General features: G+C 68.9%; 16 protein-coding genes and 1 tRNA gene. 6 read left to right on the top strand and 11 right to left on the bottom strand.

What is annotated here, in order from left to right; genetic code table 11:
* Window positions 1-7: 7 nt before the first annotated feature.
* Together nudC and dauA are read right to left on the bottom strand one after the other, a co-directional pair.
* Window positions 8-826, bottom strand: a complete 819-nt coding sequence (gene nudC, locus EV699_RS01305) for an NAD(+) diphosphatase (RefSeq protein WP_243662518.1) — start codon at window positions 824-826, stop codon at window positions 8-10.
* Between the two features lie 25 nt (window positions 827-851).
* Window positions 852-2,630 (bottom strand): C4-dicarboxylic acid transporter DauA, encoded by a 1,779-nt coding sequence (gene dauA / locus EV699_RS01300; protein WP_132538183.1) that lies wholly within the window; start codon window positions 2,628-2,630, stop codon window positions 852-854.
* 471 nt (window positions 2,631-3,101) lie between these two features.
* Here dauA and EV699_RS01295 point away from each other — a divergent pair, with 471 nt between their 5' ends.
* The 4 genes from EV699_RS01295 (at window position 3,102) to EV699_RS01280 (ending at window position 7,292) form a co-directional block, all read left to right on the top strand.
* Complete coding sequence (locus tag EV699_RS01295) at window positions 3,102-4,127, top strand: amino acid ABC transporter substrate-binding protein (RefSeq protein ID WP_132538181.1); 1,026 nt, start codon at window positions 3,102-3,104, stop codon at window positions 4,125-4,127.
* Window positions 4,128-4,200: 73 nt separating this feature from the next.
* Window positions 4,201-5,388: an amino acid ABC transporter permease gene (locus EV699_RS01290; RefSeq protein ID WP_132538179.1), complete on the top strand. Its 1,188-nt coding sequence runs from the start codon at window positions 4,201-4,203 to the stop codon at window positions 5,386-5,388.
* 2 nt (window positions 5,389-5,390) lie between these two features.
* Complete coding sequence (locus tag EV699_RS01285; protein ID WP_132538176.1) at window positions 5,391-6,494, top strand: amino acid ABC transporter permease; 1,104 nt, start codon at window positions 5,391-5,393, stop codon at window positions 6,492-6,494.
* A 24-nt stretch (window positions 6,495-6,518) separates the two neighbouring features.
* Window positions 6,519-7,292, top strand: a complete 774-nt coding sequence (locus EV699_RS01280) for an amino acid ABC transporter ATP-binding protein (RefSeq protein WP_132538534.1) — start codon at window positions 6,519-6,521, stop codon at window positions 7,290-7,292.
* A gap of 80 nt (window positions 7,293-7,372) precedes the next feature.
* Here the strand turns inward: EV699_RS01280 and EV699_RS01275 are convergent, their stop codons facing one another.
* The 4 genes from EV699_RS01275 to ilvA form a co-directional block, all read right to left on the bottom strand.
* Window positions 7,373-8,767 carry an FAD-binding oxidoreductase gene (locus EV699_RS01275; protein ID WP_132538174.1) on the bottom strand — a complete coding sequence of 465 codons (1,395 nt, stop codon included), beginning with the start codon at window positions 8,765-8,767 and terminating at the stop codon, window positions 7,373-7,375.
* 5 nt (window positions 8,768-8,772) lie between these two features.
* Window positions 8,773-9,816, bottom strand: a complete 1,044-nt coding sequence (locus EV699_RS01270) for an ABC transporter substrate-binding protein (RefSeq protein WP_132538532.1) — start codon at window positions 9,814-9,816, stop codon at window positions 8,773-8,775.
* Between the two features lie 161 nt (window positions 9,817-9,977).
* Window positions 9,978-10,934 (bottom strand): integron integrase, encoded by a 957-nt coding sequence (locus EV699_RS01265; protein ID WP_132538172.1) that lies wholly within the window; start codon window positions 10,932-10,934, stop codon window positions 9,978-9,980.
* A gap of 292 nt (window positions 10,935-11,226) precedes the next feature.
* Window positions 11,227-12,750, bottom strand: coding sequence for a threonine ammonia-lyase, biosynthetic (gene ilvA / locus EV699_RS01260; protein ID WP_243662525.1), 1,524 nt, complete (start codon window positions 12,748-12,750; stop codon window positions 11,227-11,229).
* Between the two features lie 150 nt (window positions 12,751-12,900).
* On the opposite strand from ilvA, the gene rpiA reads away from it, so the two are divergent.
* Window positions 12,901-13,560: a ribose-5-phosphate isomerase RpiA gene (gene rpiA / locus EV699_RS01255; RefSeq protein WP_132538168.1), complete on the top strand. Its 660-nt coding sequence runs from the start codon at window positions 12,901-12,903 to the stop codon at window positions 13,558-13,560.
* 169 nt (window positions 13,561-13,729) lie between these two features.
* Entirely contained in the window at window positions 13,730-15,142 is a 1,413-nt protein-coding gene (locus EV699_RS01250; RefSeq protein ID WP_132538166.1) for an MATE family efflux transporter, read from the top strand.
* Window positions 15,143-15,157: 15 nt separating this feature from the next.
* Here the strand turns inward: EV699_RS01250 and EV699_RS01245 are convergent, their stop codons facing one another.
* From EV699_RS01245 to EV699_RS01225, 5 genes are all read right to left on the bottom strand, one after another.
* Entirely contained in the window at window positions 15,158-19,012 is a 3,855-nt protein-coding gene (locus EV699_RS01245) for a DUF3683 domain-containing protein (RefSeq protein WP_132538164.1), read from the bottom strand.
* 164 nt (window positions 19,013-19,176) lie between these two features.
* Complete coding sequence (locus EV699_RS01240) at window positions 19,177-20,256, bottom strand: porin (RefSeq protein WP_132538162.1); 1,080 nt, start codon at window positions 20,254-20,256, stop codon at window positions 19,177-19,179.
* Between the two features lie 198 nt (window positions 20,257-20,454).
* A complete protein-coding gene (locus tag EV699_RS01235; RefSeq protein WP_132538160.1) occupies window positions 20,455-21,486 on the bottom strand; it encodes a porin in 1,032 nt (343 codons plus the stop codon).
* A 236-nt stretch (window positions 21,487-21,722) separates the two neighbouring features.
* Window positions 21,723-22,775: a porin gene (locus EV699_RS01230; RefSeq protein WP_132538158.1), complete on the bottom strand. Its 1,053-nt coding sequence runs from the start codon at window positions 22,773-22,775 to the stop codon at window positions 21,723-21,725.
* A 619-nt stretch (window positions 22,776-23,394) separates the two neighbouring features.
* Window positions 23,395-23,468, bottom strand: a tRNA-Gln gene (locus EV699_RS01225).
* Window positions 23,469-23,479 lie beyond the last annotated feature (11 nt).

The raw sequence follows: 23,479 nt of genomic DNA, 5'->3' as shown, positions 1-23,479 counted from the left end.
GCCGGCCTCAGGCGCCGCGCCGCAGCCAGTCGTCGATCAGGTGGCGGGCGATGCTCATCGGGCTCGGCAGGCCGGGCAGCGCATCGCGCCGGAACCAGTCGGCGGCGACGATCTCCTCGCCGTCGATGGCGATGTCGCCGCCGGCCCACTGCGCGGTGAAGGCGATCATCAGCGAGTGCGGGAACGGCCACGACTGGCTGGTGACGTAGCGCAGGTCGCGCAGCTCCAGCCCGACCTCCTCGCGCACCTCGCGCACCACGGTCTGCTCCAGCGCTTCGCCGGCGTCGACGAAGCCGGCCAGCACCGAGTACACGCCGGGCAGGAAGCGCGGCGAGCGCGCGAGCAGGATCTCGTCGCCGCGCTCGATGCGCACCATGATCGCCGGCGACACCCGCGGGTAGTGGCTGTGGCCGCAGTTCGGGCACTGCCGCGAACGCTCGTCGGCACGCCGCTCGGTGGGCGTGCCGCAGCGCCCGCACCAGCGATGGTCGGCGTCCCACGCCAGCACCTGCGCGGCCTGCCCGGCGACGCCGAGCAGCGCCTCGGGCAGCCGCCCCCACAGCGCGCGCAGCCCCTCCAGGCGCAGGCCGGGCGGCGGCACGAAATCCTCGGGCAGCGCCCGGGCACGGCAGGGCCGCCCGTCGAGGAAGCCGAGCAGCAGCGTATCGCCCGTCTCCCCCCACGGCGCGTGCGCGCCGTGGGGCACGTGGTCGTCGGCGTCCTGCACCAGCAGGCGGCCGCCGGCGAAACCGAACCACCAGCCGGGACCGTGCCCGGCGCCGGCGGGGCCGGCGGCGAACACGAAGGTATCGGGCAGCATCAGCATCGCGGGCGGACCTCCGGGTCGGTTGTCAGATGATGGCGTCGGTGATGCGTGGCTTCTCGGTGCCGGGCTCGCCGAGGTGCTGGCGCACGCGGTTCACCGCGGTGCGCAGGTTCGACTGGATGATCAGCTCGCCGGGCCGCTCGCGGATCCCGCTGCGCGCGAGGACCGCCGCGGGCTGCGCGCGGATGCCGGCGATGGCGACGAAGACGCCGTCCTTGCGCAGGCGGGTGATCGCCGAATCGAGCGACACCAGGCCGGTCATGTCCATCACCGGCACGTCCTCGAGGTCGAGGATCACCGCGCGGCAGTGCTCGTCGATCGCGTGCAGCGTCGACATCGCCTTCTCGGCGGCGCCGAAGAACAGCGGGCCGGCCACCGCGTAGAGCCGCACCCCGTTCGGCAGCGGGGCGTCGAGCCCGGGATGCTCGGTGCCGTCGAACAGCGTGCCGCCGGCGAACGCCGCCATGCGGTTCATGAACAGCAGCGCGGCCAGCACCACGCCGACGCTGACGGCGATGACCATGTCGAAGATCACCGTCAGCCCGAAGCACACCAGCAGCACGGCCACGTCGCTCTTCGGCGCGATCTGCATGATGCGCACGAAGTGCTTGGCCTCGCTCATGTTCCACGCGACCAGCAGCAGCAGCGCGGCGAGCGAGGCCATCGGCAGGTAGCCGAGCAGCGGCGCCAGCGCGAGCAGCACCAGCAGGATGAACGCCGCGTGGATCACCGCGGCGAGCGGCGAACGCGCGCCGGCGCGGATGTTGGTGGCGGTGCGCGCGAGCGCGCCGGTGGCGGCGATGCCGCCGAAGAACGGCGCGACGATGTTGCCGATGCCCTGCCCCACCAGTTCGGCGTCGGGGTCGTGCTTGGTGCCGGTCATGCCGTCGGCGACCACCGCGCACAGCAGCGACTCGATCGCGCCGAGCAGCGCGATCGCCATCGCCGGGCCGATCAGGGCCTCGATCATCGCGAGCGACAGCCCCACCGCTGCGCCGTCGGCGCCCGGCAGGCTCCACGGCAGCACGAACTGCGGCAGGATCGCCGGCACGCCGGCGTGGGTCTGCCCGCCCACCGTGAAGGAGAAGCGCGAGGCGATGGTCGCCACCTCGAAGCCGCTGATGCTGTGCGTCAACCCCCAGGCCAGCACGGTACCGATCGCGAGCGCCGCCAGGTGCTGCGGGATCGGCGTGCGCAGGCGCGGCCACAGCACCAGCACGGCGAGCGTCGCGGCGCCGATCAGCAGGTCGGGCAGGTGCGCCCCCGGCAGCGCCTGCACCACCAGGTGCACGCGTTCGAGGAAGGATTCCGGGGCGTGCGGCAGGCTCAGGCCGAAGAAGTCCTTGAACTGCAGCGAGGCGATCACCACGCCGATGCCGGCGGTGAAGCCGGTGGTGACCGGATAGGGGATGAACTGGATCAACCTGCCCATGCGCGCGAGGCCCATCAGCAGCAGCATGACGCCGGCCAGGCAGCTCGCGGTGACCAGCCCGCCCACGCCGTAGCGGGTGGCGATCGGCAGCAGGATGACGATGAACGCCGCGGTCGGGCCGGAGACGTTGTAGCGCGCGCCGCCGGTGAGCGCGATCAGCACGCCCGCCACGATCGAGGTGTAGAGGCCGTACTGCGGCGGCACGCCGCTGCCGATCGCCAGCGCCATCGCCAGCGGCACGGCGACGATGCCCACGGTGAGCCCGGCGAGCGCGTCCGCGCGCAGATCGCCCCCCCGGTAACCGCGCGCCAGCGTCTCCCGCAAGGCCGTGGCAAACGGTATCGCCGCGCGATTGCCTACGCGTGCTTTCATGATCCATTCCCTATCCAAACAAAAAATGAACGACCCGCGGCGGTTCTATGGCATCCGCCTTGCTTCATGAGGCCGGGACACGCCCGGGGACCCGCTGGGCGCCGAATTCTAGCACCGCGCCCGACACCACCGCTGGACGGCCGGACAACCCTTCGGGAGCCAGACACTTATGGATGACCGGCAACGCTCGCGGGCTTGCCCCACGACGGATATCCAGCATCGACGCCTGTTCCCTTCGCGTGCATCGCGCCCGCGGACGGTGCATCCGTCACGGGATATTGACGCTCCCCCGGCGCCAAGCATTCTCATGCACGGTTTCCGGCACTAGACTCGTTTGGAGTTCGGATCGTGAAGCCTCCTGCGCTTTACGAAACAAACCGGACCGGCATGACGTCAGAACGTGGCGGGTGTTGCGGCCGGAATGCCGCGGATACCCCGACTCATCTCTCACGACCCACCCGGAGGTCTTTCATGACCCATTCTTTCCGTCGTACCGCGGGCGCAGCGCTGGCGCTGCTCGCCACCACCGGCATCGCCCACGCCGGTGCCACGCTCGATGCAGTGAAGAAGAACGGCTTCGTCAAGTGCGGGGTCAGCGACGGCCTGCCCGGTTTCTCCTACACCGACGACAAGGGCAACGTGGTCGGCATCGACGCCGATTTCTGCCGGGCGGTCGCGGCGGCCGTGTTCGGTGACGCGACCAAGGTCAAGTTCACCCCGCTGACCGCCAAGGAGCGCTTCACCGCGCTGCAGTCGGGCGAGGTCGACGTGCTCTCGCGCAACTCCACCTGGACCTCCTCGCGCGACACCGCGCTCGGTCTGAACTTCGCCGGCGTCACCTACTACGACGGCCAGGGCTTCCTGGTGAACAAGAAACTCGGCGTGAAGAGCGCGAAGGAGCTCGACGGCGCCTCGGTCTGCATTCAGGCCGGCACCACGACCGAGCTGAATCTCGCCGACTATTTCCGCTCGAACAAGATGAAGTTCACGCCGATCACCTACGACAAGTCGGACGAATCGGCCAAGGCCCTCGAAGCCGGGCGCTGCGACTTCCTGACCTCCGACCAGTCGCAGCTCTACGCCCAGCGCATCAAGTTCGCCAACCCCGACGAGTTCGTCGTGCTGCCCGAGGTGATCTCCAAGGAGCCGCTCGGCCCGGCGGTACGCCATGGCGACGACGAGTGGTTCGACATCGTCAAGTGGACGCTCTTCGCCCAGCTCAACGCCGAGGAGCTCGGCATCACCTCGAAGAACGTCGACGAGATGGTGAAGAGCGCCACCAACCCCGACGCCAAGCGCCTGCTCGGCACCGAGGGCGAACGCGGCAAGGACTTCGGCCTCGCCAACGACTGGGTGGTCAAGGTCGTCAAGCAGGTCGGCAACTACGGCGAGATGTTCGAGCGCAACGTCGGTGAAGGCAGCGCGCTGAAGATCAAGCGCGGCCAGAACGCCCTGTGGAACCAGGGCGGCCTGCAGTACGCCCCGCCGTTCCGCTAGGCGGCGACGCCCCCGGACCGACCCGGCCGGCAGCGCTGGCCGGGTCCTTTCAACCCTCGCCGGAGTGGCCGCCATGAGTACACAACAACCCGGGTCCCTGCCCTCCAAGCCGCCGTTCTGGAACGACCCGGCGGTACGCGCCACCGTCTTCCAGGTCATCGCCCTGGCCGCCGTGCTGGCCGTGGGCGGGTACCTGTTCCACAACACCCAGGTCAACCTCGCCAACCGCGGCATCGCCTCGGGCTTCGGCTTCCTCGACCAGACCGCCGGCTTCGGCATCGTCCAGCACCTCATCCCCTACACCGAAACCGACAGCTACGGGCGCGTGTTCTGGGTCGGGCTGCTCAACACGCTGCTGGTGGCGGCGCTCGGCATCCTCTTCGCGACGCTGCTCGGCTTCGTGCTCGGGGTGGCGCGGCTGTCGAAGAACTGGCTGATCGCCAAGATCGCCCTGGTCTACATCGAGCTGTTCCGCAACATCCCGCTGCTGCTGCAGATCTTCTTCTGGTACTTCGGCGTGCTGCGCCACCTGCCGGCGGCGCGCGATTCGGTGAACGTGGGCGATGTCATCTTCCTCAACATCCGCGGCCTCTACATCCCGCGCCCGGTGTTCGGCGACGCCTTCCTCTTCGTGGTGATCGCCTTCTTCGCCGCCATCGCCGGTACGGTGTTCCTGGCGCGCTGGGCGCACCGGCGCCAGGCCGAGACGGGCCAGCCCTTCCACACCTTCTGGGTCGGCCTCGGCATCCTCGTCGGCGTGCCGCTGCTCACGTTCTTCCTCAGCGGCATGCCGCTGTCCTGGGAGGTGCCCAAGCTCACCGGCTTCAACTTCCGCGGCGGCATGGTGATGATTCCCGAACTCGCCTCGCTGCTGGTGGCGCTGACCATCTACACCGCGGCGTTCATCGCCGAGATCGTGCGCTCGGGCATCCTCGCGGTCAGCCACGGCCAGACCGAGGCGGCGCACGCGCTGGGGCTGCAGCACGGGCCGACGCTGCGCCTGGTGATCATCCCGCAGGCGATGCGCGTGATCATCCCGCCGCTGACCAGCCAGTACCTCAACGTCACCAAGAACTCGACGCTCGCCGCGGCGATCGGCTACCCCGACCTGGTCGGGCTGTTCGCCGGCACCACGCTGAACCAGACCGGCCAGGCGATCGAGACGATCTCCATCACGATGGCGGTCTATCTCGCCATCAGCCTGCTGATCTCGACGCTGATGAACTGGTACAACAAACGCAAGTCGCTGGTGGAGCGCTGAGCATGGAGACCAAGACGACCTTCACGCCGCACCCCGAACTGCCACCACCGGCGAACACCGTCGGCGCGGTCGGCTGGCTGCGCGCCAACCTGTTCTCCTCCCCGGCGAACTCGCTGCTGACGCTGTTCGCGCTCTACCTGCTGTGGCTGCTGCTCCCGCCGGCGCTGGAGTGGCTGCTGTTCAAGGCGACCTGGAGCGGCACCACGCGCGCCGACTGCGCCCCCGGCGGGGCGTGCTGGGTGTTCATCAAGATGCGCTTCGGGCAGTTCATGTACGGCTTCTTCCCCGAGCCCGAGCGCTGGCGCGTGAACCTCGCCTGGATCCTCGCCGTGCTCGGCATCCTGCCGCTGCTCGGCAAGCGCAACCCGCTGCGCCTGCCGGCGGCGGTCTTCATGCTGTTCGTCTACCCGCTGATCGCCTTCGTGTTGTTCAGCGGCGGCTTCGGCCTCGCCCCCGTCGAGACCTCGCAGTGGGGCGGCCTGATGCTGACGCTGGTGATCGCGGTGGTCGGCATCGCCGGCGCTCTGCCGGGCGGCATCCTGCTCGCGCTCGGGCGGCGCTCGAAGATGCCGGTCATCAAGACCATCTGCGTGACCTTCATCGAGTTCTGGCGCGGCGTGCCGCTGATCACCGTGCTGTTCATGAGCTCGGTGATGCTGCCGCTGTTCCTGCCCGAGGGCATGAGCTTCGACAAGCTGCTGCGGGCGCTGATCGGCGTGATCCTGTTCCAGTCGGCCTACATGGCCGAGGTGGTGCGCGGCGGCCTGCAGGCCATCCCCAAGGGCCAGTACGAGGCCGCCGACGCGCTCGGCCTGAGCTACCCCAAGGCGATGGGCCTGGTGATCCTGCCGCAGGCGCTCAAGCTGGTGATTCCCGGCATCGTCAACACGCTGATCGCGCTGTTCAAGGACACCTCGCTGGTCATCATCATCGGCCTGTTCGACCTGCTGAACAGCATCCATGCCGCCACCGTCGACCCGAACTGGCTCGGCATGTCCACCGAGGGTTACGTGTTCGCGGCGCTGATGTTCTGGCTCTTCTGCTTCGGCATGTCGCAATACAGCCAGTGGCTCGAACGCCGCCTGCACACCGGTCACAAGCGCTAGGAGACCCCACCCATGTCCGAAACCATGCCGCAGGCACCGCAAAAGAAGCTGGTCATCTCCGACAAGGTGATGATCGAGATGAAAGACGTGCACAAGTGGTACGGCCAGTTCCACGTGCTGAAGAACATCAACCTGACCGTCAAGCAGGGCGAACGCATCGTGCTCTGCGGACCGTCGGGCTCGGGCAAGTCCACCACGATCCGCTGCATCAACCGCCTGGAGGAGCACCAGCAGGGGCAGATCATCGTCGACGGCACCGAACTGACCAGCGACGTCAAGAACATCGAGATGATCCGCCGCGAGGTCGGCATGGTGTTCCAGCACTTCAACCTGTTCCCCCACCTGACGGTGCTGGAGAACTGCGTGCTGGCGCCGATCTGGGTGCGCAAGATGCCGCGCAAGGAGGCCGAGGAACTCGGCATGCATTACCTCAAGCGCGTGAAGATCCCCGAGCAGGCGAAGAAGTACCCCGGGCAGCTCTCCGGCGGCCAGCAGCAGCGCGTCGCCATCGCCCGCTCGCTGTGCATGAAGCCGAAGATCATGCTGTTCGACGAGCCGACCTCGGCGCTCGACCCGGAGATGGTCAAGGAGGTGCTCGACACCATGGTCAGCCTCGCCGAGGACGGCATGACCATGATGTGCGTGACGCACGAGATGGGCTTCGCCAAGCTCGTCTCGAACCGCGTGATCTTCATGGACCGCGGCGAGATCATCGAGCAGAACAACCCGCACGACTTCTTCGACCACCCGCAGAACGAGCGCACCAAGCTCTTCCTGAGCCAGATCCTCCACCACTGACCCCCGCACGCAGCCCCGACACGCAAAGGCCGGATCGAGCACGATCCGGCCTTTTCCTTGCCGTGCCCGGCGCCTGCGGCTCAGCCCTGTGGATCGGGGTCGAACACCTTGCCGGGGTTGAGGATGCCGGCGGGGTCGAAGGTGCGCTTGAGGCCGCGCATCAGCGCGAGTTCGTCGGCGCTGCGGCTGCGCGGCAGCCAGCGCTTCTTTTCCAGGCCGATGCCGTGCTCGGCGGAGATGCAGCCGCCGCACGCGACCAGCGGCTCGTACACCAGCGCCTCGACCGCCGCGGTCGTGGCCTGCGCCACGGCCTCGGGGTGGCCGACCAGCAGGTGCAGGTTGCCGTCGCCGAGGTGGCCGAACACGTGCAGCACGGCGGCAGGTGCCGCCCGTGCCAGCCCGGCGCGCACGCGGCCGACGTAGGCCTCCATCGCATCGAGCGCGAGGCTGACGTCGAAGGTCTGCGTCGCCCGGTAGGCATGCTGCTCGGGCTCGGTCGCCTCGCGGATCGCCCACAGCCGCTCGCGCTCCGGGCCCGACTTGGCGAGCACGGCATCGCTGACGTGGCCGGCCTCGAAGGCGGCCTCGAGCGCCGCCTGCAGGCGTGCCTCGTCGGCGGCGATGCTCTCGCCGCAGGCCTCGACCAGCACGTAGTAGCCGTGCTCCGCCGGCAGCGGCGCGGCGCCGCCACCGGCAGCGGCGTTCAGCGCGTAGAAATCGCCCCACATCAGCTCGAAGGCGCTGAGCGTGCCGGCGAGCGCGCGATCGACCAGGCGCAGCAGCGCGGTGACGTCGGTGAAGCGCTCGCAGGCCAGCAGCGCGGTCGCGCCGCCCGCCGGGCGCTCCTGCAGCGCCAGCACCGCACGCGTGACCACGCCGAGCGTGCCCTCGCTGCCGATGAAGCACTGCTTCAGGTCATACCCGGCATTGGCCTTACGGTACGGCGTCAGCGCACCGAGCACGCGGCCGTCGGCGAGCACGACTTCGAGCCCCAGCACCTGCGCGCGCGCCATGCCCCAGCGCAGCACGTTGTTGCCGCCGGCGTTGGTCGCGATCACGCCGCCGATCGTGCAGCTGCCGCGGGCGCCGAAGTCGAGCGCGAGCAGCAGCCCGTGCGCGGCCGCGACCTCCTGCGCGCGCTGCAGCGTGAGGCCGGCCTCGACGGTGAGGGCGCGGCCGGCCACGTCGACCGCCTCGACGCGGTTCATGCGTTCGAGCGACAGCGCGATCTCGCCCTCGCCACAGGCGGCGCTGCCGACCAGGTTGGTGAGCCCGCCGATCGGCACCACCGGCTGACCGGCCGCATGGCACAGCGCGAGCGCCAGCGCCACCTCGTCGGTGCTGGCGGGGCGCACCAGCGCCGCCGCGCGCAGCGGCTCGGGGTGCCAGAAGCCGGCGCTGCGCCCGGCCAGGGCCGTGCCGCTCAGCACGGCCCCCTCGCCCAGGCGCGCCCGCAGCTCGTCGAGCAGGGGCATGGCGCTCAGCGCGCCGCCCAGGCATTGAACTTCTCTTCCAGCTCCTCGCCGTGCTCGATCCAGAACTGCACGCCGAGCGGCAGCCCCTGCGCCAGGTTGGCCGGGGCGCTCGGCGAGTCGGCGGCGTTGTCGCGCGCCACCTCGTCGGCAGCCCTGGTGTTGACCGGCCCGTAGGGCTGTTCACGGAAGTAGGCGACCTGGCGGTCGGCCTGGCTCGCGTAGGCGAGGAAGCGGTAGGCGGCATCGCGATTGGGCGAGCCCTTCACCATCGCCCAGTAGTCCATCACGTAGATGTTGCCGGCCCAGGTCATGTCGACCTTGCTGGTTTCCTTCTTCGCCGAGGCGACACGCCCGCTGTAGGCCGCGGCCATCACCACGTCCCCCGCCACCAGCCACTGCATCGGCAGCGCGCCGGCCTCCCACCACTGGATCTGCGGCTTGATCTTGTCGAGCTTGGCGAAGGCGCGCTGCTGCCCTTCGGGCGTCGCCAGCACCTTGTAGACATCGGCCGCGGGCACGCCGTCGGCGAGCAGGGCGATCTCAAGCGTCGCCTCGGCGCGCTTGCGCATCGCGCGCTTGCCCGGGAAGCGCTCGAGGTTCCAGAAGTCCGCCCAGCTCTGCGGTGCCTGTGCCAGCGTCTTGCTGTAGGCCAGCGCAGTGGCCCAGACGAACTTGCCGACGCCGCAGGGATGCACCGCGGCCTCCATCATCTCGGCCTTGGCGGTGATCTTCGACCAGTCGATCTTTTCGAGCAGGCCCTCGTCGCAGGCCCGCTGCACCTCGGCGGCATCCATCTGCACCAGGTCCCAGCTGACGTTGCCGGTGTCGACCATGGCCTTGACCTTGGCCATCTCGCCGTCCCACGCGTCGAGGATCACCGGGCTTCCGGTCGCCTTGATGTAGGGCTCGACGTAGGCCGCGCGGTCGGCCTGCTGGCCGCTGCCGCCGTAGTCGACCACGGTCAGGTCGCGGGCGAACGCCGGAGCGGCGCACGGCAGCAGCAGCGCGGAGCACAGCAGCGCGAGCGGGCGGATGGTCTTCGGGGGCATGACGGGCATCGGCGTTCTCCTGGACGGACGGGGTGGCGTATCGGCGGACGGGGGCGACGGTACGCCGGCGATCCTGCGGTCATCCGTCCGACGGATAAATAGCCGTGTCGCGAAGCCCGCTTCGCTCCGGGCGATGCGTGGGCGCGGCCCGGTCGGCGGGCTCACGCGCCGTGCCCGAGCACCTGCAGGTAGATCGCGGTCGCCGCCGGGTCCGAATGCCCGAGCAGCGCCTGCACCATGCGGATGTCGTATCCGGACTGCAGCAGGTGCACGGCGAAGGCATGGCGCAACGCGTGGGTCGTCGCGGGCTTGCCGATGCCGGTCTGCACCACCGCGCGCTTGACCGCCCGCTGCAGCGCCTGCTCGTGGGTATGCGGGCGGCGTTCGACGCCGGATGCCGGGTCGAGCGTCGGCCGCCGCGCCGGGAATACCCAGAACCACGGCCAGGTGCGCCCCGCGCTCGGCTGCCGGCGCTCCACCGCCTCGGGCAGGTACACGCCGGGGCGGTCGGCGGCGCGGTCGGCATCGAACACGCGCCGTACGCCGCGCAGGTATTCCTGCAGCGGCTCGACCAGGTTGTCGGGCAGTATCGTCACGCGGTCCTTGTCGCCGGCGGCGTCGCGCACCGTCACCTCCCCCGCGGTGAAGTCCAGATCGCGCACGCGCAGGCGCGTGCACTCCATCAGGCGCATGCCGGTGCCGTACAGCAGCCGCGCCATCAGCCGGTGCGTGCCGCGCATCGCGGCCAGCACGCGCTGCACCTCCTCCGCCGTCAGCACCACCGGCAGCCGCAGCGGCTTCTTCGGCCGATCGAGCGCGTCGAGCCAGGGACGCTGGTCGCCGAGGATCTCCCTGTAGAGGAACAGCAGCGCCGACAGGGCCTGCTGGTGCGTGGAAGGCGACACGTGGCGCGTCGACATCAGGTATGACAGGAAGGCCTGCACTTCCGCGGTGCCCAGTTCCTGCGGCGGACGTCCGCCGTTGAACTGCACGAACTGCCGTACCCAGCTCGTGTAGGCCTGCTCCGTGCGCAGGCTGTAGTGCTTGTTGCGGATCCGGACCCGGTATTGCTCGAGCAGTCTGGGCAGGGGCTCCGGCAGGGTCTCGTCGCTTACCATGTTGTTCACCTCGTAGCAGCCGAAGAATCAACGGGTTGCGCCTTGACATCCGGGTACTGGCGGCTGGCACGCGAGGATACACGGCATTAACGCGATGTCCACCACCTCCATGATCTGTGCGGGATGCGGGTGGCGATGTAGTAGTCGGAACGAGGTGGCGCTGCAGGCGCCGGCAAGGACGCCCGTGCGCGGGCGATGCGGCGGACGCAGCAGCCCCGTTCAGGGGCGGCCGCGGCGGGTGGGCACGGCCCGCCGCCGCGCCGGGGCGGCGGGGTGCGCTGGGACGTCGGCCTCAGGCGCCGCCGCCGTCGAGGAACAGCCGGTAGGCGGGGTTGGCGCTCTCGTCCCAGTGCTCGTAGCCGAGTTCGGCGAGCGCGCGGCGGAAGCGCTCGCGGTCGGCGGCCGGAACCTGGATGCCGGCGAGCACGCGGCCGTAGTCGGCACCGTGGTTGCGGTAGTGGAACAGCGAGATGTTCCAGCCGTGCACCATGCTGTTGAGGAACTTCAGCAGCGCGCCGGGGCGCTCGGGGAACTGGAAGCGGTACAGCAGCTCGTTCTCGATGCCGGGGGCGTGGCCGCCGACCATGTAGCGCACGTGCAGCTTGGCCATCTCGTTGTCGCTCATGTCGAGCACCGGGTAGCCGGCCTCGCGCAGGGCGTCGATCAGGCTGCGCTTCTCCTCCAGCCCCTCGGTCAGCTGCACGCCGACGAAGATCTGCGCGTCGCGGGCATCGGCGTAGCGGTAGTTGAACTCGGTGATCGAGCGCCGGCCGAGCGCCTGGATGAAGCGGCGGAAGCTGCCGGCCCGCTCGGGGATGGTCACCGCCAGCAGCGCCTCGCGCTGCTCGCCGATCTCGGCGCGCTCGGCGACGTGGCGCAGGCGGTCGAAGTTGATGTTGGCGCCGCAGTTGATGGCGACGTAGTGGCGCCCGCTGACGCCCTCGCGCGCGGCGTACTTCTTCAGGCCGGCGGTGCCGACCGCGCCGGCGGGCTCGGCGATGGCACGGGTATCGTCGAAGATGTCCTTGATCGCCGCGCAGATCTCGTCGGTGCTGACGGTGACGACCTCGTCGACGAGCTCGCGGCACAGGCGGAAGGTCTCCTCGCCGATCTGGCGCACGGCAACGCCGTCGGCGAACAGGCCGACCTGGTCGAGCACCACGCGCTCGCCGGCGTCCAGCGCGGCCTTGAGGCAGGCGGCGTCGTCGGGCTCGACGCCGATGATCTTCACCTCGGGGCGCAGGAACTTGACGTAGGCGGCGATGCCGGCGATCAGCCCGCCGCCGCCGACGGCGACGAAGATGGCGTCGAGCGGGTCGGGGTGCTGGCGCAGGATCTCCATGCCGATGGTGCCCTGGCCGGCGATCACGTCGGGGTCGTCGTACGGATGGATGAAGGTGTAGCCCTTCTCGGCCTCGAGCTGGCGGGCGTGGGCGTGGGCCTCGTCGAAGGTGTCGCCGTGCAGCACCACGCGCGCGCCGCGCGCCTTGCACGCGGCCACCTTGATGCCGGGGGTGGTACGCGGCATCACGATGGTCGCCTTGATGTCGAGCTTCTGCGCGGCGAGCGCCACGCCCTGCGCGTGGTTGCCGGCGCTCGCGCAGATGATGCCGCGCGCGCGCGCGTCGGCCGGCAGCCCGACGATCTTGTTGTAGGCCCCGCGCAGCTTGAACGAGAACACCGGCTGCAGGTCCTCGCGCTTCAGGCTGACGGTGCAGCCGAGGCGCTGCGAGAGCTTGGGCATCGGCGCGAGCGGGGTCTCGATGGCGACGTCGTAGACGCGCGCGGCGAGGATTTTCTTGATGTAGTCGTGCATGCGGGTGGCGGGGTCTGCGCCCCGGCTCATGGCGCGCGGCCGGGCCGCGGAGGCCGCGATAGTGCATGCGCCCGCGCCCGGCTGTCCATGGCGCCGGTGCGCCTTCGCGTACACTACGCGCCCATTTCCGCGCAGATTCGGTACTTCCGCATGACTCAGGACGAACTCAAGCAGCGCGTCGCGATGGCGGCGCTGGCCCATGTCGAGGACGGCATGGTGGTGGGCGTCGGCACCGGCTCGACGGTGAACTTCTTCATCGACGCGCTGGCCGGCATCAAGGGCCGCATCGACGGCGCCGTGTCGAGCTCCGAGGCGAGCACGGCGCGGCTGAAGGCGCACGGCATCCCGGTGTTCGACCTCAACGCCGCCGGCCCGCTGCCGCTGTACGTGGACGGCGCCGACGAGGCCAACGCACGGCTGCAGCTGATCAAGGGCGGCGGCGCGGCCCTGACCCGCGAGAAGATCGTCGCCGGGGCGAGCGCGAAGTTCGTCTGCATCGCCGATGCCTCCAAGCTGGTCGACACGCTCGGGCGCTTCCCGCTGCCGGTCGAGGTGATCCCGATGGCACGCAGCCACGTCGCCCGTGCCCTGCTCGCGCTGGGCGGCCAGCCGGTGTGGCGCGAGGGCGTGGTGACCGACAACGGCAACTGGATCCTCGACGTGCACGGCCTGCGCATCACCGACCCGGTCACGCTGGAGCGTGCGATCAACGACATCGCCGGCGTCGTCACCAACGGCCTGTTCGCGCTGCGCCCGGCCGACGTGCTGCTGCTCGGCGCGCCCGAGGGCGTGCGGGAACTGCGGGCATGACCTCGCGCGCCGGCAGCGTCCCGCGCCCCCATCACCCTTCCCCCTCCGGGGGAAAGGCCGGGGATGGGGGTGTCCTTCAGGGCGCCATGACGCTACCGGCTGGCCACGGGCATCCTCTCCCCTGCCCCGCCCAGCGGGGGCGAAGGGTTGAAGCGGTGCGGCAGCGTCCATGAGCGGGGCCGCGGGCGGCGGGCGCAGCGATCTCACCGTCGGCACGGTGCCGTCGCTGGTGCGCCGGCTGGCGATCCCGGCGAGCACCGGCTTCCTCTTCAACACCCTCTACAACCTGGTCGACACCTGGGTCGCGGGGCGCTGGTCGGCGACCGCGCTCGCCGGGCTGTCGGCCTCGTTCCCGGTGTTCTTCATCATCATCGCCGCCTCGGTCGGCGCCGGGCAGGGCGCGACGGTGCTGATCGGCAACGCGCTCGGCCGCGGCGAGCCGGCGGCGGCGCGGCGGCTGGTGCCGCAGGCGCTGCTGCTCGCGCTGCTGGTGGGCGCGCTGATCAGCGCCGTCGGGCTCGCGCTCGCCCGGCCGATGTACGCGGTGATCGGCCTGCAGGGCGAGGCACTCGGCTTCGGGCTCGACTACATCCGCCCGACGCTCGCCGGCGCGGTGCTGTTCGTGCTGAACGCCATCCTCAACGCCGTGCTGACCGCCCAGGGCGACACCGTCAGCAACCGCAATGCGCTGATCGTCGGCTCGTTCGCCAACGCCGGGCTGGCGCCGTGGCTGATGTGGGGCGGCTTCGGCATGCCGCGGCTCGGCATGTCCGGCATCGCGCTCGCGACACTGACGATCCAGGCGGCGACCGCGAGCTACCTCGCCTGGCGCTGCCGCGGCAGCCCGCTGCTCGCCGCCACGCGGGTGCGCGCGCTCGACTGGCGCCCGCACGGGCGGCTGCTGGTCGAGCTGCTGCGCCAGGGCCTGCCGGCGGGGCTCAACCTGGTGCTGATCGGCGCCGGCATCTTCATCATCACGAGCTTCGCCGGCCGCCACGGCGAGGCGGTGGTGGCCGCCTACGGCGCGGCGATCCGCATCGAGCAACTGGTGCTGCTGCCGACCATCGGGCTGAACGTCGCCACGCTCGCGCTGGTGGCGCAGAACGCCGGCGCCGGGCGCTTCGACCGCGTCGTCACGGTGTACCGCACCGGGGTGGGCTACGGCGTGGGGCTGATGGCGAGCGGCGGCGTGCTGCTGTGGCTCGCCGCGCCGTGGCTGGCGGCGCAGTTCGCGCGCACCGCCGAGGTGGTCGCGCACGTCACCACCTACCTGCGCATCGAGGTGTTCACGCTCTGCGCCTACGCGCTGATCATGCAGAGCGTGGCGCTGATGCAGGGGCTGAAGCGCCCGCTGTTCGGCCTCGCGGTGCACGGCACGCGGCACTTCCTGGCACCGGTGCCGGTGTTCTGGCTGCTCGACGTCGGCCTCGGCCTCGGCCCGCGCGGCATCTGGTTCGGCATCCTGCTGATCACCTGGAGCAGCGCACTGGTAGCGACCGGCTTCGCGCTGCACTACCTGCGGCGCACGCTGCGCACGGCGACGGCGCTGGCGCCGCCGGCCTGCGTGCCGGACGACGCCTGACCGGCTTGCCGCGCGCTACAGCAGCACACGCTCGATGCCGCCCTGGCGCGCGCGCGCGATGAAGTCCGCCTGCCAGCCCGCGCCGAGCCGGCGGTTGGCGAGCTCGACCACGATGTAGTCGGTGTCGAGGCCGGTGTCGTCGGCGTAGCGGCTCAGGCCCTGCTGGCAGGCCGGGCACGAGGTCAGCATCTTCACGTTGCCGTCGACCGCACGCTCACTGCCGGTCAGCGCGGCGATGCCGCGGTGCAGCTCCTCCTCCTTGCGGAAGCGCACCTGGGTGGCGATGTCCGGGCGCGACACCGCGAGCGTGCCGGCCTCGCCGCAGCAGCGCTCGGACAGCCGCACCTCGGCGCCGCCGAGCAGCTTCGAGGCCACCGTCACCGGGTTGTGGACCTTCATCGGCGTGTGGCAGGGGTCGTGGTAGAGGTACTTGACCCCGGGCACGCCGTCGAGCGACACGCCCTTCTCCATCAGGTACTCGTGGATGTCGAGCAGCCGGCAGCCGGGGAAGATGCGCTCGAACTCGTAGCGCAGCAGCTGGTCCATGCACGTCCCGCAGGACACGATCACGGTCTTGATGTCGAGGTAGTTCAGCGTGTTGGCGACGCGGTGGAAGAGCACGCGGTTCTCGGTGGTGATCGCGTTGCCGCGCGCGTGGTCGCCGGCCGAGGTCTGCGGATAGCCGCAGCACAGGTAGCCCGGCGGCAGCACGGTCTGCGCGCCGACGTCGAACAGCATCGCCAGCGTCGCCAGGCCGACCTGGCTGAACAGGCGCTCGGAACCGCAGCCGGGGAAGTAAAACACCGCGTCGGCATCCTCGGCGGCACGCGCCGGATCGCGCAGGATCGGTACCAGCTTGGGGTCTTCGAGGCCGAGCATCTGCCGCGTGGTCTGCGCCGGCAGCCCGCGCGGCATCGGCTTCTTCACGAAGTGCACGACCTGCGCCTTCAGCGGCATCTTGCCGGTGGTCGCCGCGGGCGTTTCGGCGCGGCCGGCGAGGCCGAACCTCTTCGCCAGGTCGTAGCCGAGCACCTGCGCCTTCGCGCCCCACTCCACCACGCCCTTGCGCAGCGCGTGCACGGTGCGCGGGTCCTTGGCGTTGAGGAAGGCCATCGCCGCGCGCGTGGCGAGGCTGCTGCGCTTCTGCCCGCGCTCGGTGAGGATCTTGCGCATGCGGATCGAGACGTCGCCGAAGTCGATGTCGACCGGGCACGGGTTGGCGCACTTGTGGCACACCGTGCAGTGGTCGGCGACGTCGTTGAGCTCGTCGAAGTGGCGGATCGACAGGCCGCGGCGGGTCTGCTCCTCGTACAGGAAGGCCTCGATGATCAGGCCGGTGGCGAGGATCTTGTTGCGCGGGCTGTAGAGCAGGTTGGCGCGCGGGATGTGGGTGTTGCACACCGGCTTGCACTTGCCGCAGCGCAGGCAGTTCTTGATGTCGTCGTTGAGCGCGCCGAGCTCGCTCTGTTCGAGGATCAGCGCCTCCTGCTCGACCAGGCGCAGGCTCGGCGTGTAGGCGCGCTCCAGCCCCGAGCCGGCGAGCAGCTTGCCGCGGTTGAAGCGGCCCTCGGGGTCGACCTTGTGCTTGTAGGCGGCGAAGGCCTCGACCGCCTCGGGCTCCATGAACTGCAGCTTGGTCAGGCCGATGCCGTGCTCGCCCGAGATCACGCCACCGAGCGACTTGGCGAGCGCCATGATGCGCGCGACCACCCGTTCGGCCTCGTGCAGCATCGCGTAGTCGTTGGAATGCACGGGGATGTTGGTGTGCACGTTGCCGTCGCCGGCGTGCATGTGCAGCGCGACGAACAGCCGCGAGCTGCGGATGCCGGCGTGGATCGCGTCGAAGCGCCGGCGCACCGCGTCGAGGTCCTGGCCGGCGAAGATGTCCTTCAGCGGACGCTCGACCTCGCGCCGGTAGCTGACCACCAGGTCGCGGCGCAGCAGCAGGTCGAGCAGGCGGTCGCCGGGGCGGATGCGCGCCGCGACCGCCTCGTCGAGCAGCGCCACGTGCTGCGCGGCGGGCTCGTCCAGGCAGCCGAGAAAGCTCGTCCAGCGCGCGCGCACCGCGTGCAGGCGCGCGCGCGCGGCCTCGCGCTTGGCGTCGACGATGGCGTCGTTCTCGGCGCTGGCCTCGAAGTCGGCCGACTGGCGCGATTCCGGCATCGGCCCGGCGAGGTAGTCGAGCACCGCATCGATCATCGCCAGCTTGTTGCCGATCGACTGCTCGATGTTGATGCGCTCGATGCCCTGGTTGTAGGCGTTCAGGCGCTCGAGCGGGATCACCACGTCCTCGTTGATCTTGAAGGCGTTGGTGTGGCGCGAGATCGCCGCGGTGCGCGAGCGGTCGAGCCAGAAGCGCTTGCGCGCCTCGGGACTCGCGGCGATGAAGCCCTCGCCGTCGCGCGCGTTGGCGAGGCGTACCACGTGCGAGGCGGCCTCGCCGACCAGGGTCTCGTCGTCGGACGCGATGTCGGCGATCAGCACCATCTTCGGCCGCTCGCGGCGCGGTGCCTTGGTGCTGTACTTGACCGCCTTGACGTAGCGCTCGTCGAGATGTTCGAGGCCCGACATCACCACGCCGGGCTTGGCGTCGAGGTAGTCCTTGATCTCGACGATCGCCGGCACCGCCTGCGCCAGGTCGGTGCCGAAGAACTCCAGGCAGACGGTGCGGATGTGCCCGGGCATGCGGTGCAGCACGAACACGCCCGAGGTGATCAGGCCGTCGCAGCCCTCCTTCTGCACCCCCGGCAGGCCGCCGAGGAACTTGTCGGTGACGTCCTTGCCGAGCCCGGCCTTGCGCAGGCTGGCGCCGGGCATGGTCAGTTCCTCGGGTTCGCCGAGGCGGGTGCTGCCGTCGGGGGCGTAGCGCGTCAGGCGGAAGCGCACCGTCGGCTGGTCGTGGATGCGGCCGAGGTTGTGCTCGAGCCGCTCGACCTCGAGCCAGTGGCCGTCGGGCGTCACCATCCGCCACGACACCAGGTTGTCGAGCGTGGTGCCCCACAGCACGGCCTTCTTGCCGCCGGCGTTCATCGCGATGTTGCCGCCGATGGTGCTGGCGTCCTGCGAGGTCGGGTCGACCGCGAACACCAGCCCGTGCAGCGCGGCGAGATCCGACACGCGCCGCGTGACCACGCCGGCGCCGGCGCGCACCGTCGCCACCTGGCCGGCGACGCCCGGCAGCTCGCGCCACTCGACCGCCGACAGCGCTTCGAGCTTCTCGGTGTTGATCACGGCGGATTTCGCATCGAGCGGGATCGCGCCGCCGGTGTAGCCGGTACCGCCGCCGCGCGGGACGATGGTCAGGCCGAGTTCGATGCACGCGGCGACCAGCGGCGCCACCTCGGCCTCGGTGTCGGGGCAGATGACGACGAAGGGGTACTCGACGCGCCAGTCGGTGGCGTCGGTGACGTGAGACACCCGCGCCAGCCCGCCGAAGTCGATGTTGTCCTTGCGGGTCACCTTCGCCAGCCGCTTCAGCGCGCGCGCGCGCAGCGCGGCGAGCTCCGGCAGCCAGGCCTCGAAGCGGCCCACTGCGGCGCGCGTGGCATCGATCAGTTGCTGGGCCTGCGCATTGCCGTCGACGCGCGCCTGCATCTGCTCCAGGCGATGGTGCAGCGCGCCGACCAGCGCCTCGCGCCGCTTCGGGTTGTCGAGCAGGTCGTCCTGCAGGTAGGGGTTGCGGTCGAGCACCCACATGTCGCCGAGCACTTCGAACAGCATCCGCGCCGAACGGCCGGTGCGGCGCGTGCCGCGCAGGGCCTCGACGGTGTGCCACATCGGCTCGCCGAGGTAGCGGATGACGATCTCGCGATCCGAAAACGAGGTGTAGTTGTAGGGGATTTCGCGGATGCGGGCGGGCTGGGCACTCATGGCGGGACTCGAAGGCAGGCGGCGGGCCGCCGATTATCGGAAGCCCCCCCCGACGATGCAACACGCCCCAAGCCTCGCAGAATCAGGCGCCTGCACGCGATGCGCAGGCGCGCGGCGGCAACGGGGGGCATGCCGCCCCCCGTGCCGCCGCTTTCGGCACGCGATCAGAAGTCGTGCCGCATGCCGATCGACAGGTTGGAGTAGTCGAAGCCCTGCTGGAAGCCGTTGGCGTTGTTGCTGAAGCTCGAGAAGTCGTAGTCGCCGTACTCGATCCACGCGCGGGTGCGCTTGCTGAAATCGTACTGGTAACCGACCTTCCAGATGTCCTGGTTCTCGTCCTCGCGGCCGTAGCTCGCGGCCAGCTTGTCGAGGTCCATGCGGCCGACCGCCGCGCGCAGCGTGTTCGCGCCGAAGCTGTACTCGCCGGTGAGGCTGTAGGCGCGCGGCGAGGCACCCTCGACGCGCAGGTCGGTCTCGGCCTGCTGGTAGACGCCGATCAGGTTGAAGACGCCACCGAACTTGTACGCCGCCGCGACCCCCCACAGCGAGTCGCCGGCCCCGTAGAAGTTCTGCCCGGCGTCACCGAGCACCCGCCCCTCGTACTTGCGGTAGGCCGCACCGAGGCGCAGCGGCCCGTTGGTGTAGGTGGCACCGATGTCGTACATGTCGATGCCGTCCTTGGTCGACAGCGAATCGTTGGCGCTGTCGTGGCTGCCGGCACCGTCGATCACCACCGCGCCGGAGGCACTGAAGCCCGACAGGTTCGGCGTCGTGTACATGATCATGTTGCTGACACGGTACGGGCCGCCGAGCTGGTAGAAGGTGCTGGTGGTGTCGTCGCTGTTCCATACGCCATCGAAGGCGACGGAGTTGTTGTAGACGGTCCACTGGCGGCCGACCGTCACCTGGCCGAAATCGCCCTTGAAGCCGACCCAGCTCAGGCGCTGGTTGAACGGGTTGCCGTCGGCCTTGCCGTCGATGTTCACCCCGAACTCGTACTGGTAGATCGCGCTCAGGCCGCCGCCGAGGTCCTCGGACCCGCGCACGCCGAGGCGCGACCCGCCCTCGTCGCGCACGTCCCAGAAACCGCCGTCGTCGATGCTGGCACCGGTCGGACTGCGGTCGCGTTCGGTGTAGGCGATGCCGACCCGCGCCGATCCGTACAGCGTGGTTTCGGCCCGGACGGCGACGGCCGGCGCTGCGGCCATGGCGAGCAATGCCAACGTACTCAACGAAGTCTTCATGAATGCTGCCCCTCTGGTTGGACTGGCACCCCGATCACGGTCGTCATAGCGACCATGTGGGAACTTCGTTAAGTTTACATTTTTAATTAAAATTGTAAACAATTTAACTTAATTTTGTGCACAAATAAAAACGGGCACCCGAAGGTGCCCGTTGTCATGAAGCGCCGATCGGGGCCGGGAACCGGCCCCACCGGAGGATCAGAAGTCGTGACGGATGCCCGCCGCGAAGTGGTTGTACTCGTGACCGAAGGCAACCACGCTGGCGCCCTGGCTCGCGAAGTCGGAATCGCGGTACTCGGCCCACAGGCGGGTGCGCTTGCTCAGGTTGTACTGGTAGCCCACGCGCCAGTTGTCGTAATTCTCGTCGGCATCGTCGACGTCGAAGCGACCCCAGGCGGCACGCAGCGTGTTGGCGCCGAACTTGTACTCGCCGGTGATGCTGTAGGCCTTGGCACCGAAGCCGTCGGTGAACTCGGCATCCTGATAGCTGGCGATCAGGTTGAGCGCATTGAAGAACTCGTACGAAGCCGCCAGACCCCAGACGTGACCGTCAGAGCCGTAGAAGGCGTTGCCGCTTTCGCCGCCGGCCACGGACTCGAAGCCACGGTAGGCCGCACCCAGCACCAGCGGGCCGTTCTTGTACGACGCCGCGAGGTCATACAGGTCGACGCCGTCGCTCTTCTTCAGCGGATCGTCGAGGTCGTTGCCGGCACCGTCCATCGTGATCGCGCCGGCGAGGGTCAGGCCGCTGAAGCTCGGAGAGGTGTAGACCACGGCATTGGAGATGCGGTGCGGCATACCGAGGTAGTAGTAGCTGGCACCGCCATCGTCGCCGTTGAACACGTCGTCGATGCCGACGGCGTTGTAGTAGGGGCTCCACTGGCGACCGGCCGTCACCGAACCGAACCCGCCCTTCAGGCCCACCCAGCTCAGGCGCTGGTTGAACGGGCTGCCGTCAGCCTTGCCGTCGATGTTGACGCCGAACTCGTACTGGTAGATCGCGCTCAAGCCACCGCCCAGGTCCTCGGACCCACGCACACCGAGGCGCGAGGCCTCGTTACGCACGTCCCACGAGCTGACGTCGACATCGGTGTCGGTGATGACGTTGCGCTTGTCGTCCGTATAGTTGACCGACACACGGGCGGAACCGTACAGCGTGGTTTCGGCTTTGGCGACGGCCGAGGCCGCGAGCGCACCCGCGACGGCCAGAGCGATCAGAGACTTGTTCATCGATTAACTCCCAGGTTGTTGTTGCACAGAGACAACAAAGTCATATTCCGCACTTCGTTGTTGACTTTATACGTGAGCATACGCACAAAAGCAACTCTTTTTCTCAAAAAGAATACAAATAGCTCTTTATTGTTGCAAGCGCACTACAAGCAATCCCCACTGGGAAATCCAAAAAACAAAGGGCGCCCGAAGGCGCCCTTTGCAGAACAGAAGCTTCGCTTCTGTACGGGCCAGACTCAGAAGTCGTGGCGGATGCCGAGGGCGAGGTTCGAACCACCCTTGACCTGGCCGTCGGTGCCGACCACGCTGAACTCGGACAGGTAGGCCGGGATCTCGGTGTCGACGTACTCGACCCACAGGCGGGTACGCTTGCTCAGGCGATGCTCGAAGCCGATCTCCCAGGTATCGTAACTTTCGAGGCTGTTGATATCCGGCTCCATACGCCCCCAACCGCCACGGATGGTGTTGGCACCGAAGTCGAAGCCGGCGATCAGGCCGTAACCGGCATAGTCGTTGTGATCGCCCGTGCCCTTGTCGTCGAACTTCTCGTAGGTCGCGCCGAGGCTGAAGTCACCGAAGGTCAGCGTACCGCCGACACCCCAGATCCAGATGTCGTCACCGTTGCCTGCAAAGCTGGCTTCCTGGGCATCGTGGAAATAGCCGCCGAGCAGCACCCCAACGCCCCCGAACGTGTTCTCGTACTTGCCCGCCACCTGGTAGTGGTCGACGCTATCCGAGCCCGTGTTCTCGTTGGCGGTGTTGTAGGGGAACGGCACACCGTTGTTCTGATCCATGATGAGCGCGCCGGCAGCGGTGAAGCCGCTGAACGACGGCGTGACGTAGGAGACGACGTTGCCGCGGCGCTGCAGGATCTCGGTGGACGGCGACCAGGGGTTGGTGATCGGGCCGTTGAAGATGTCGGTGTTGGAGCCGACGAACGTATAGGCCGGGGTCTCCTGGCGACCGATGGCCACCGTACCGAAGCCGCCGGTCAGGCCGACCCAGCTCAGACGCTGGTTGAACGGATTGCCCGTCGAGTTGCCATCGGCGTTGACACCGAACTCGTACTGGTAGATGGCCTTCAGACCGCCGCCCAGATCCTCGCTGCCCTTGACACCCAGGCGCGAAGCTTCGTTCTTCACGTCCCAGGAGGCGTCGGCGCCCTTGGCATCCGGGTTGGTGTAATCAACGTCCATACGCACCGAACCGTACAGCGTGGTTTCGGCGTTCGCCGCAGCAGCGAACACCAGCGTGCTCGCAACGGCAACAGCAACCAGATTCTTCTTCATGGTGATGACTCCTTCAGTCGACAACAGAATGATGAATATCCAACTGCGTGCAACTGTACCACGCAATTGCAGAAACGCAACTGAAGAGTGACAAAAAAACCACAAAGCTTTTCAGGGCAACCGGAGGGGCATTCCGTCGACATGCCCAACGCCTCACGGGCGGGGGAACGGGTCCGGTTCGGACGACGAAACCAACCGCGTCGAGGGCGACACCTACGTATACGCAAGGCGCGCTCCCGGACACGGCCAAGCACCCGCGGTCCACGGGTGTGACACGGCCGAGATCATCGCGATACTCGCGAGCCTTCCGCAGGTACCGTTCCCCCAAACGGGAGAGCCTTGGCAAGCGGACCGAACAATGGCGACAGGCCGCGCCAGAAGGTGGCCCTAATCGAGTCACGCCGGGTTCCCCCTCGTCTGCACAGCGCAGTCATGGCAGGAACGCTTCACGGGCACAGCCGTTCAGGCTACCGACTACCTCGCGATCACCATGACGACCCGGTCAGCCGATGGGCATGCGCACCCCGGATGCCTCTTTATCGGTAGCGGGTACCGAGGCAAGCGGGAAGAACATAAATGACAAGGGCCCGCACCGGATGATGCAGGCCCTCGATGGTGTTGGCTGGGGGACTAGGATTCGAACCTAGGTTGACGGAGTCAGAGTCCGTAGTCCTGCCGCTAGACGATCCCCCAATAAATCTGCG

The sequence above is a fragment of the Plasticicumulans lactativorans genome (genome assembly GCF_004341245.1).
Lineage (GTDB): Bacteria > Pseudomonadota > Gammaproteobacteria > Competibacterales > Competibacteraceae > Plasticicumulans_A > Plasticicumulans_A lactativorans.
This window is presented reverse-complemented; position numbering and strand designations above follow the sequence as displayed.

What these genes read in the sequence shown, in the direction of transcription:
- nudC (WP_243662518.1), bottom strand. Translation starts at nt 826, where the DNA reads ATGCTGATGCTGCCCGATACCTTCGTGTTCGCCGCCGGCCCCGCCGGC.
- dauA (WP_132538183.1), bottom strand. Translation starts at nt 2,630, where the DNA reads ATGAAAGCACGCGTAGGCAATCGCGCGGCGATACCGTTTGCCACGGCC.
- EV699_RS01295 (WP_132538181.1), top strand. Translation starts at nt 3,102, where the DNA reads ATGACCCATTCTTTCCGTCGTACCGCGGGCGCAGCGCTGGCGCTGCTC.
- EV699_RS01290 (WP_132538179.1), top strand. Translation starts at nt 4,201, where the DNA reads ATGAGTACACAACAACCCGGGTCCCTGCCCTCCAAGCCGCCGTTCTGG.
- EV699_RS01285 (WP_132538176.1), top strand. Translation starts at nt 5,391, where the DNA reads ATGGAGACCAAGACGACCTTCACGCCGCACCCCGAACTGCCACCACCG.
- EV699_RS01280 (WP_132538534.1), top strand. Translation starts at nt 6,519, where the DNA reads ATGCCGCAGGCACCGCAAAAGAAGCTGGTCATCTCCGACAAGGTGATG.
- EV699_RS01275 (WP_132538174.1), bottom strand. Translation starts at nt 8,767, where the DNA reads ATGCCCCTGCTCGACGAGCTGCGGGCGCGCCTGGGCGAGGGGGCCGTG.
- EV699_RS01270 (WP_132538532.1), bottom strand. Translation starts at nt 9,816, where the DNA reads ATGCCCCCGAAGACCATCCGCCCGCTCGCGCTGCTGTGCTCCGCGCTG.
- EV699_RS01265 (WP_132538172.1), bottom strand. Translation starts at nt 10,934, where the DNA reads ATGGTAAGCGACGAGACCCTGCCGGAGCCCCTGCCCAGACTGCTCGAG.
- ilvA (WP_243662525.1), bottom strand. Translation starts at nt 12,750, where the DNA reads ATGCACGACTACATCAAGAAAATCCTCGCCGCGCGCGTCTACGACGTC.
- rpiA (WP_132538168.1), top strand. Translation starts at nt 12,901, where the DNA reads ATGACTCAGGACGAACTCAAGCAGCGCGTCGCGATGGCGGCGCTGGCC.
- EV699_RS01250 (WP_132538166.1), top strand. Translation starts at nt 13,730, where the DNA reads ATGAGCGGGGCCGCGGGCGGCGGGCGCAGCGATCTCACCGTCGGCACG.
- EV699_RS01245 (WP_132538164.1), bottom strand. Translation starts at nt 19,012, where the DNA reads ATGAGTGCCCAGCCCGCCCGCATCCGCGAAATCCCCTACAACTACACC.
- EV699_RS01240 (WP_132538162.1), bottom strand. Translation starts at nt 20,256, where the DNA reads ATGAAGACTTCGTTGAGTACGTTGGCATTGCTCGCCATGGCCGCAGCG.
- EV699_RS01235 (WP_132538160.1), bottom strand. Translation starts at nt 21,486, where the DNA reads ATGAACAAGTCTCTGATCGCTCTGGCCGTCGCGGGTGCGCTCGCGGCC.
- EV699_RS01230 (WP_132538158.1), bottom strand. Translation starts at nt 22,775, where the DNA reads ATGAAGAAGAATCTGGTTGCTGTTGCCGTTGCGAGCACGCTGGTGTTC.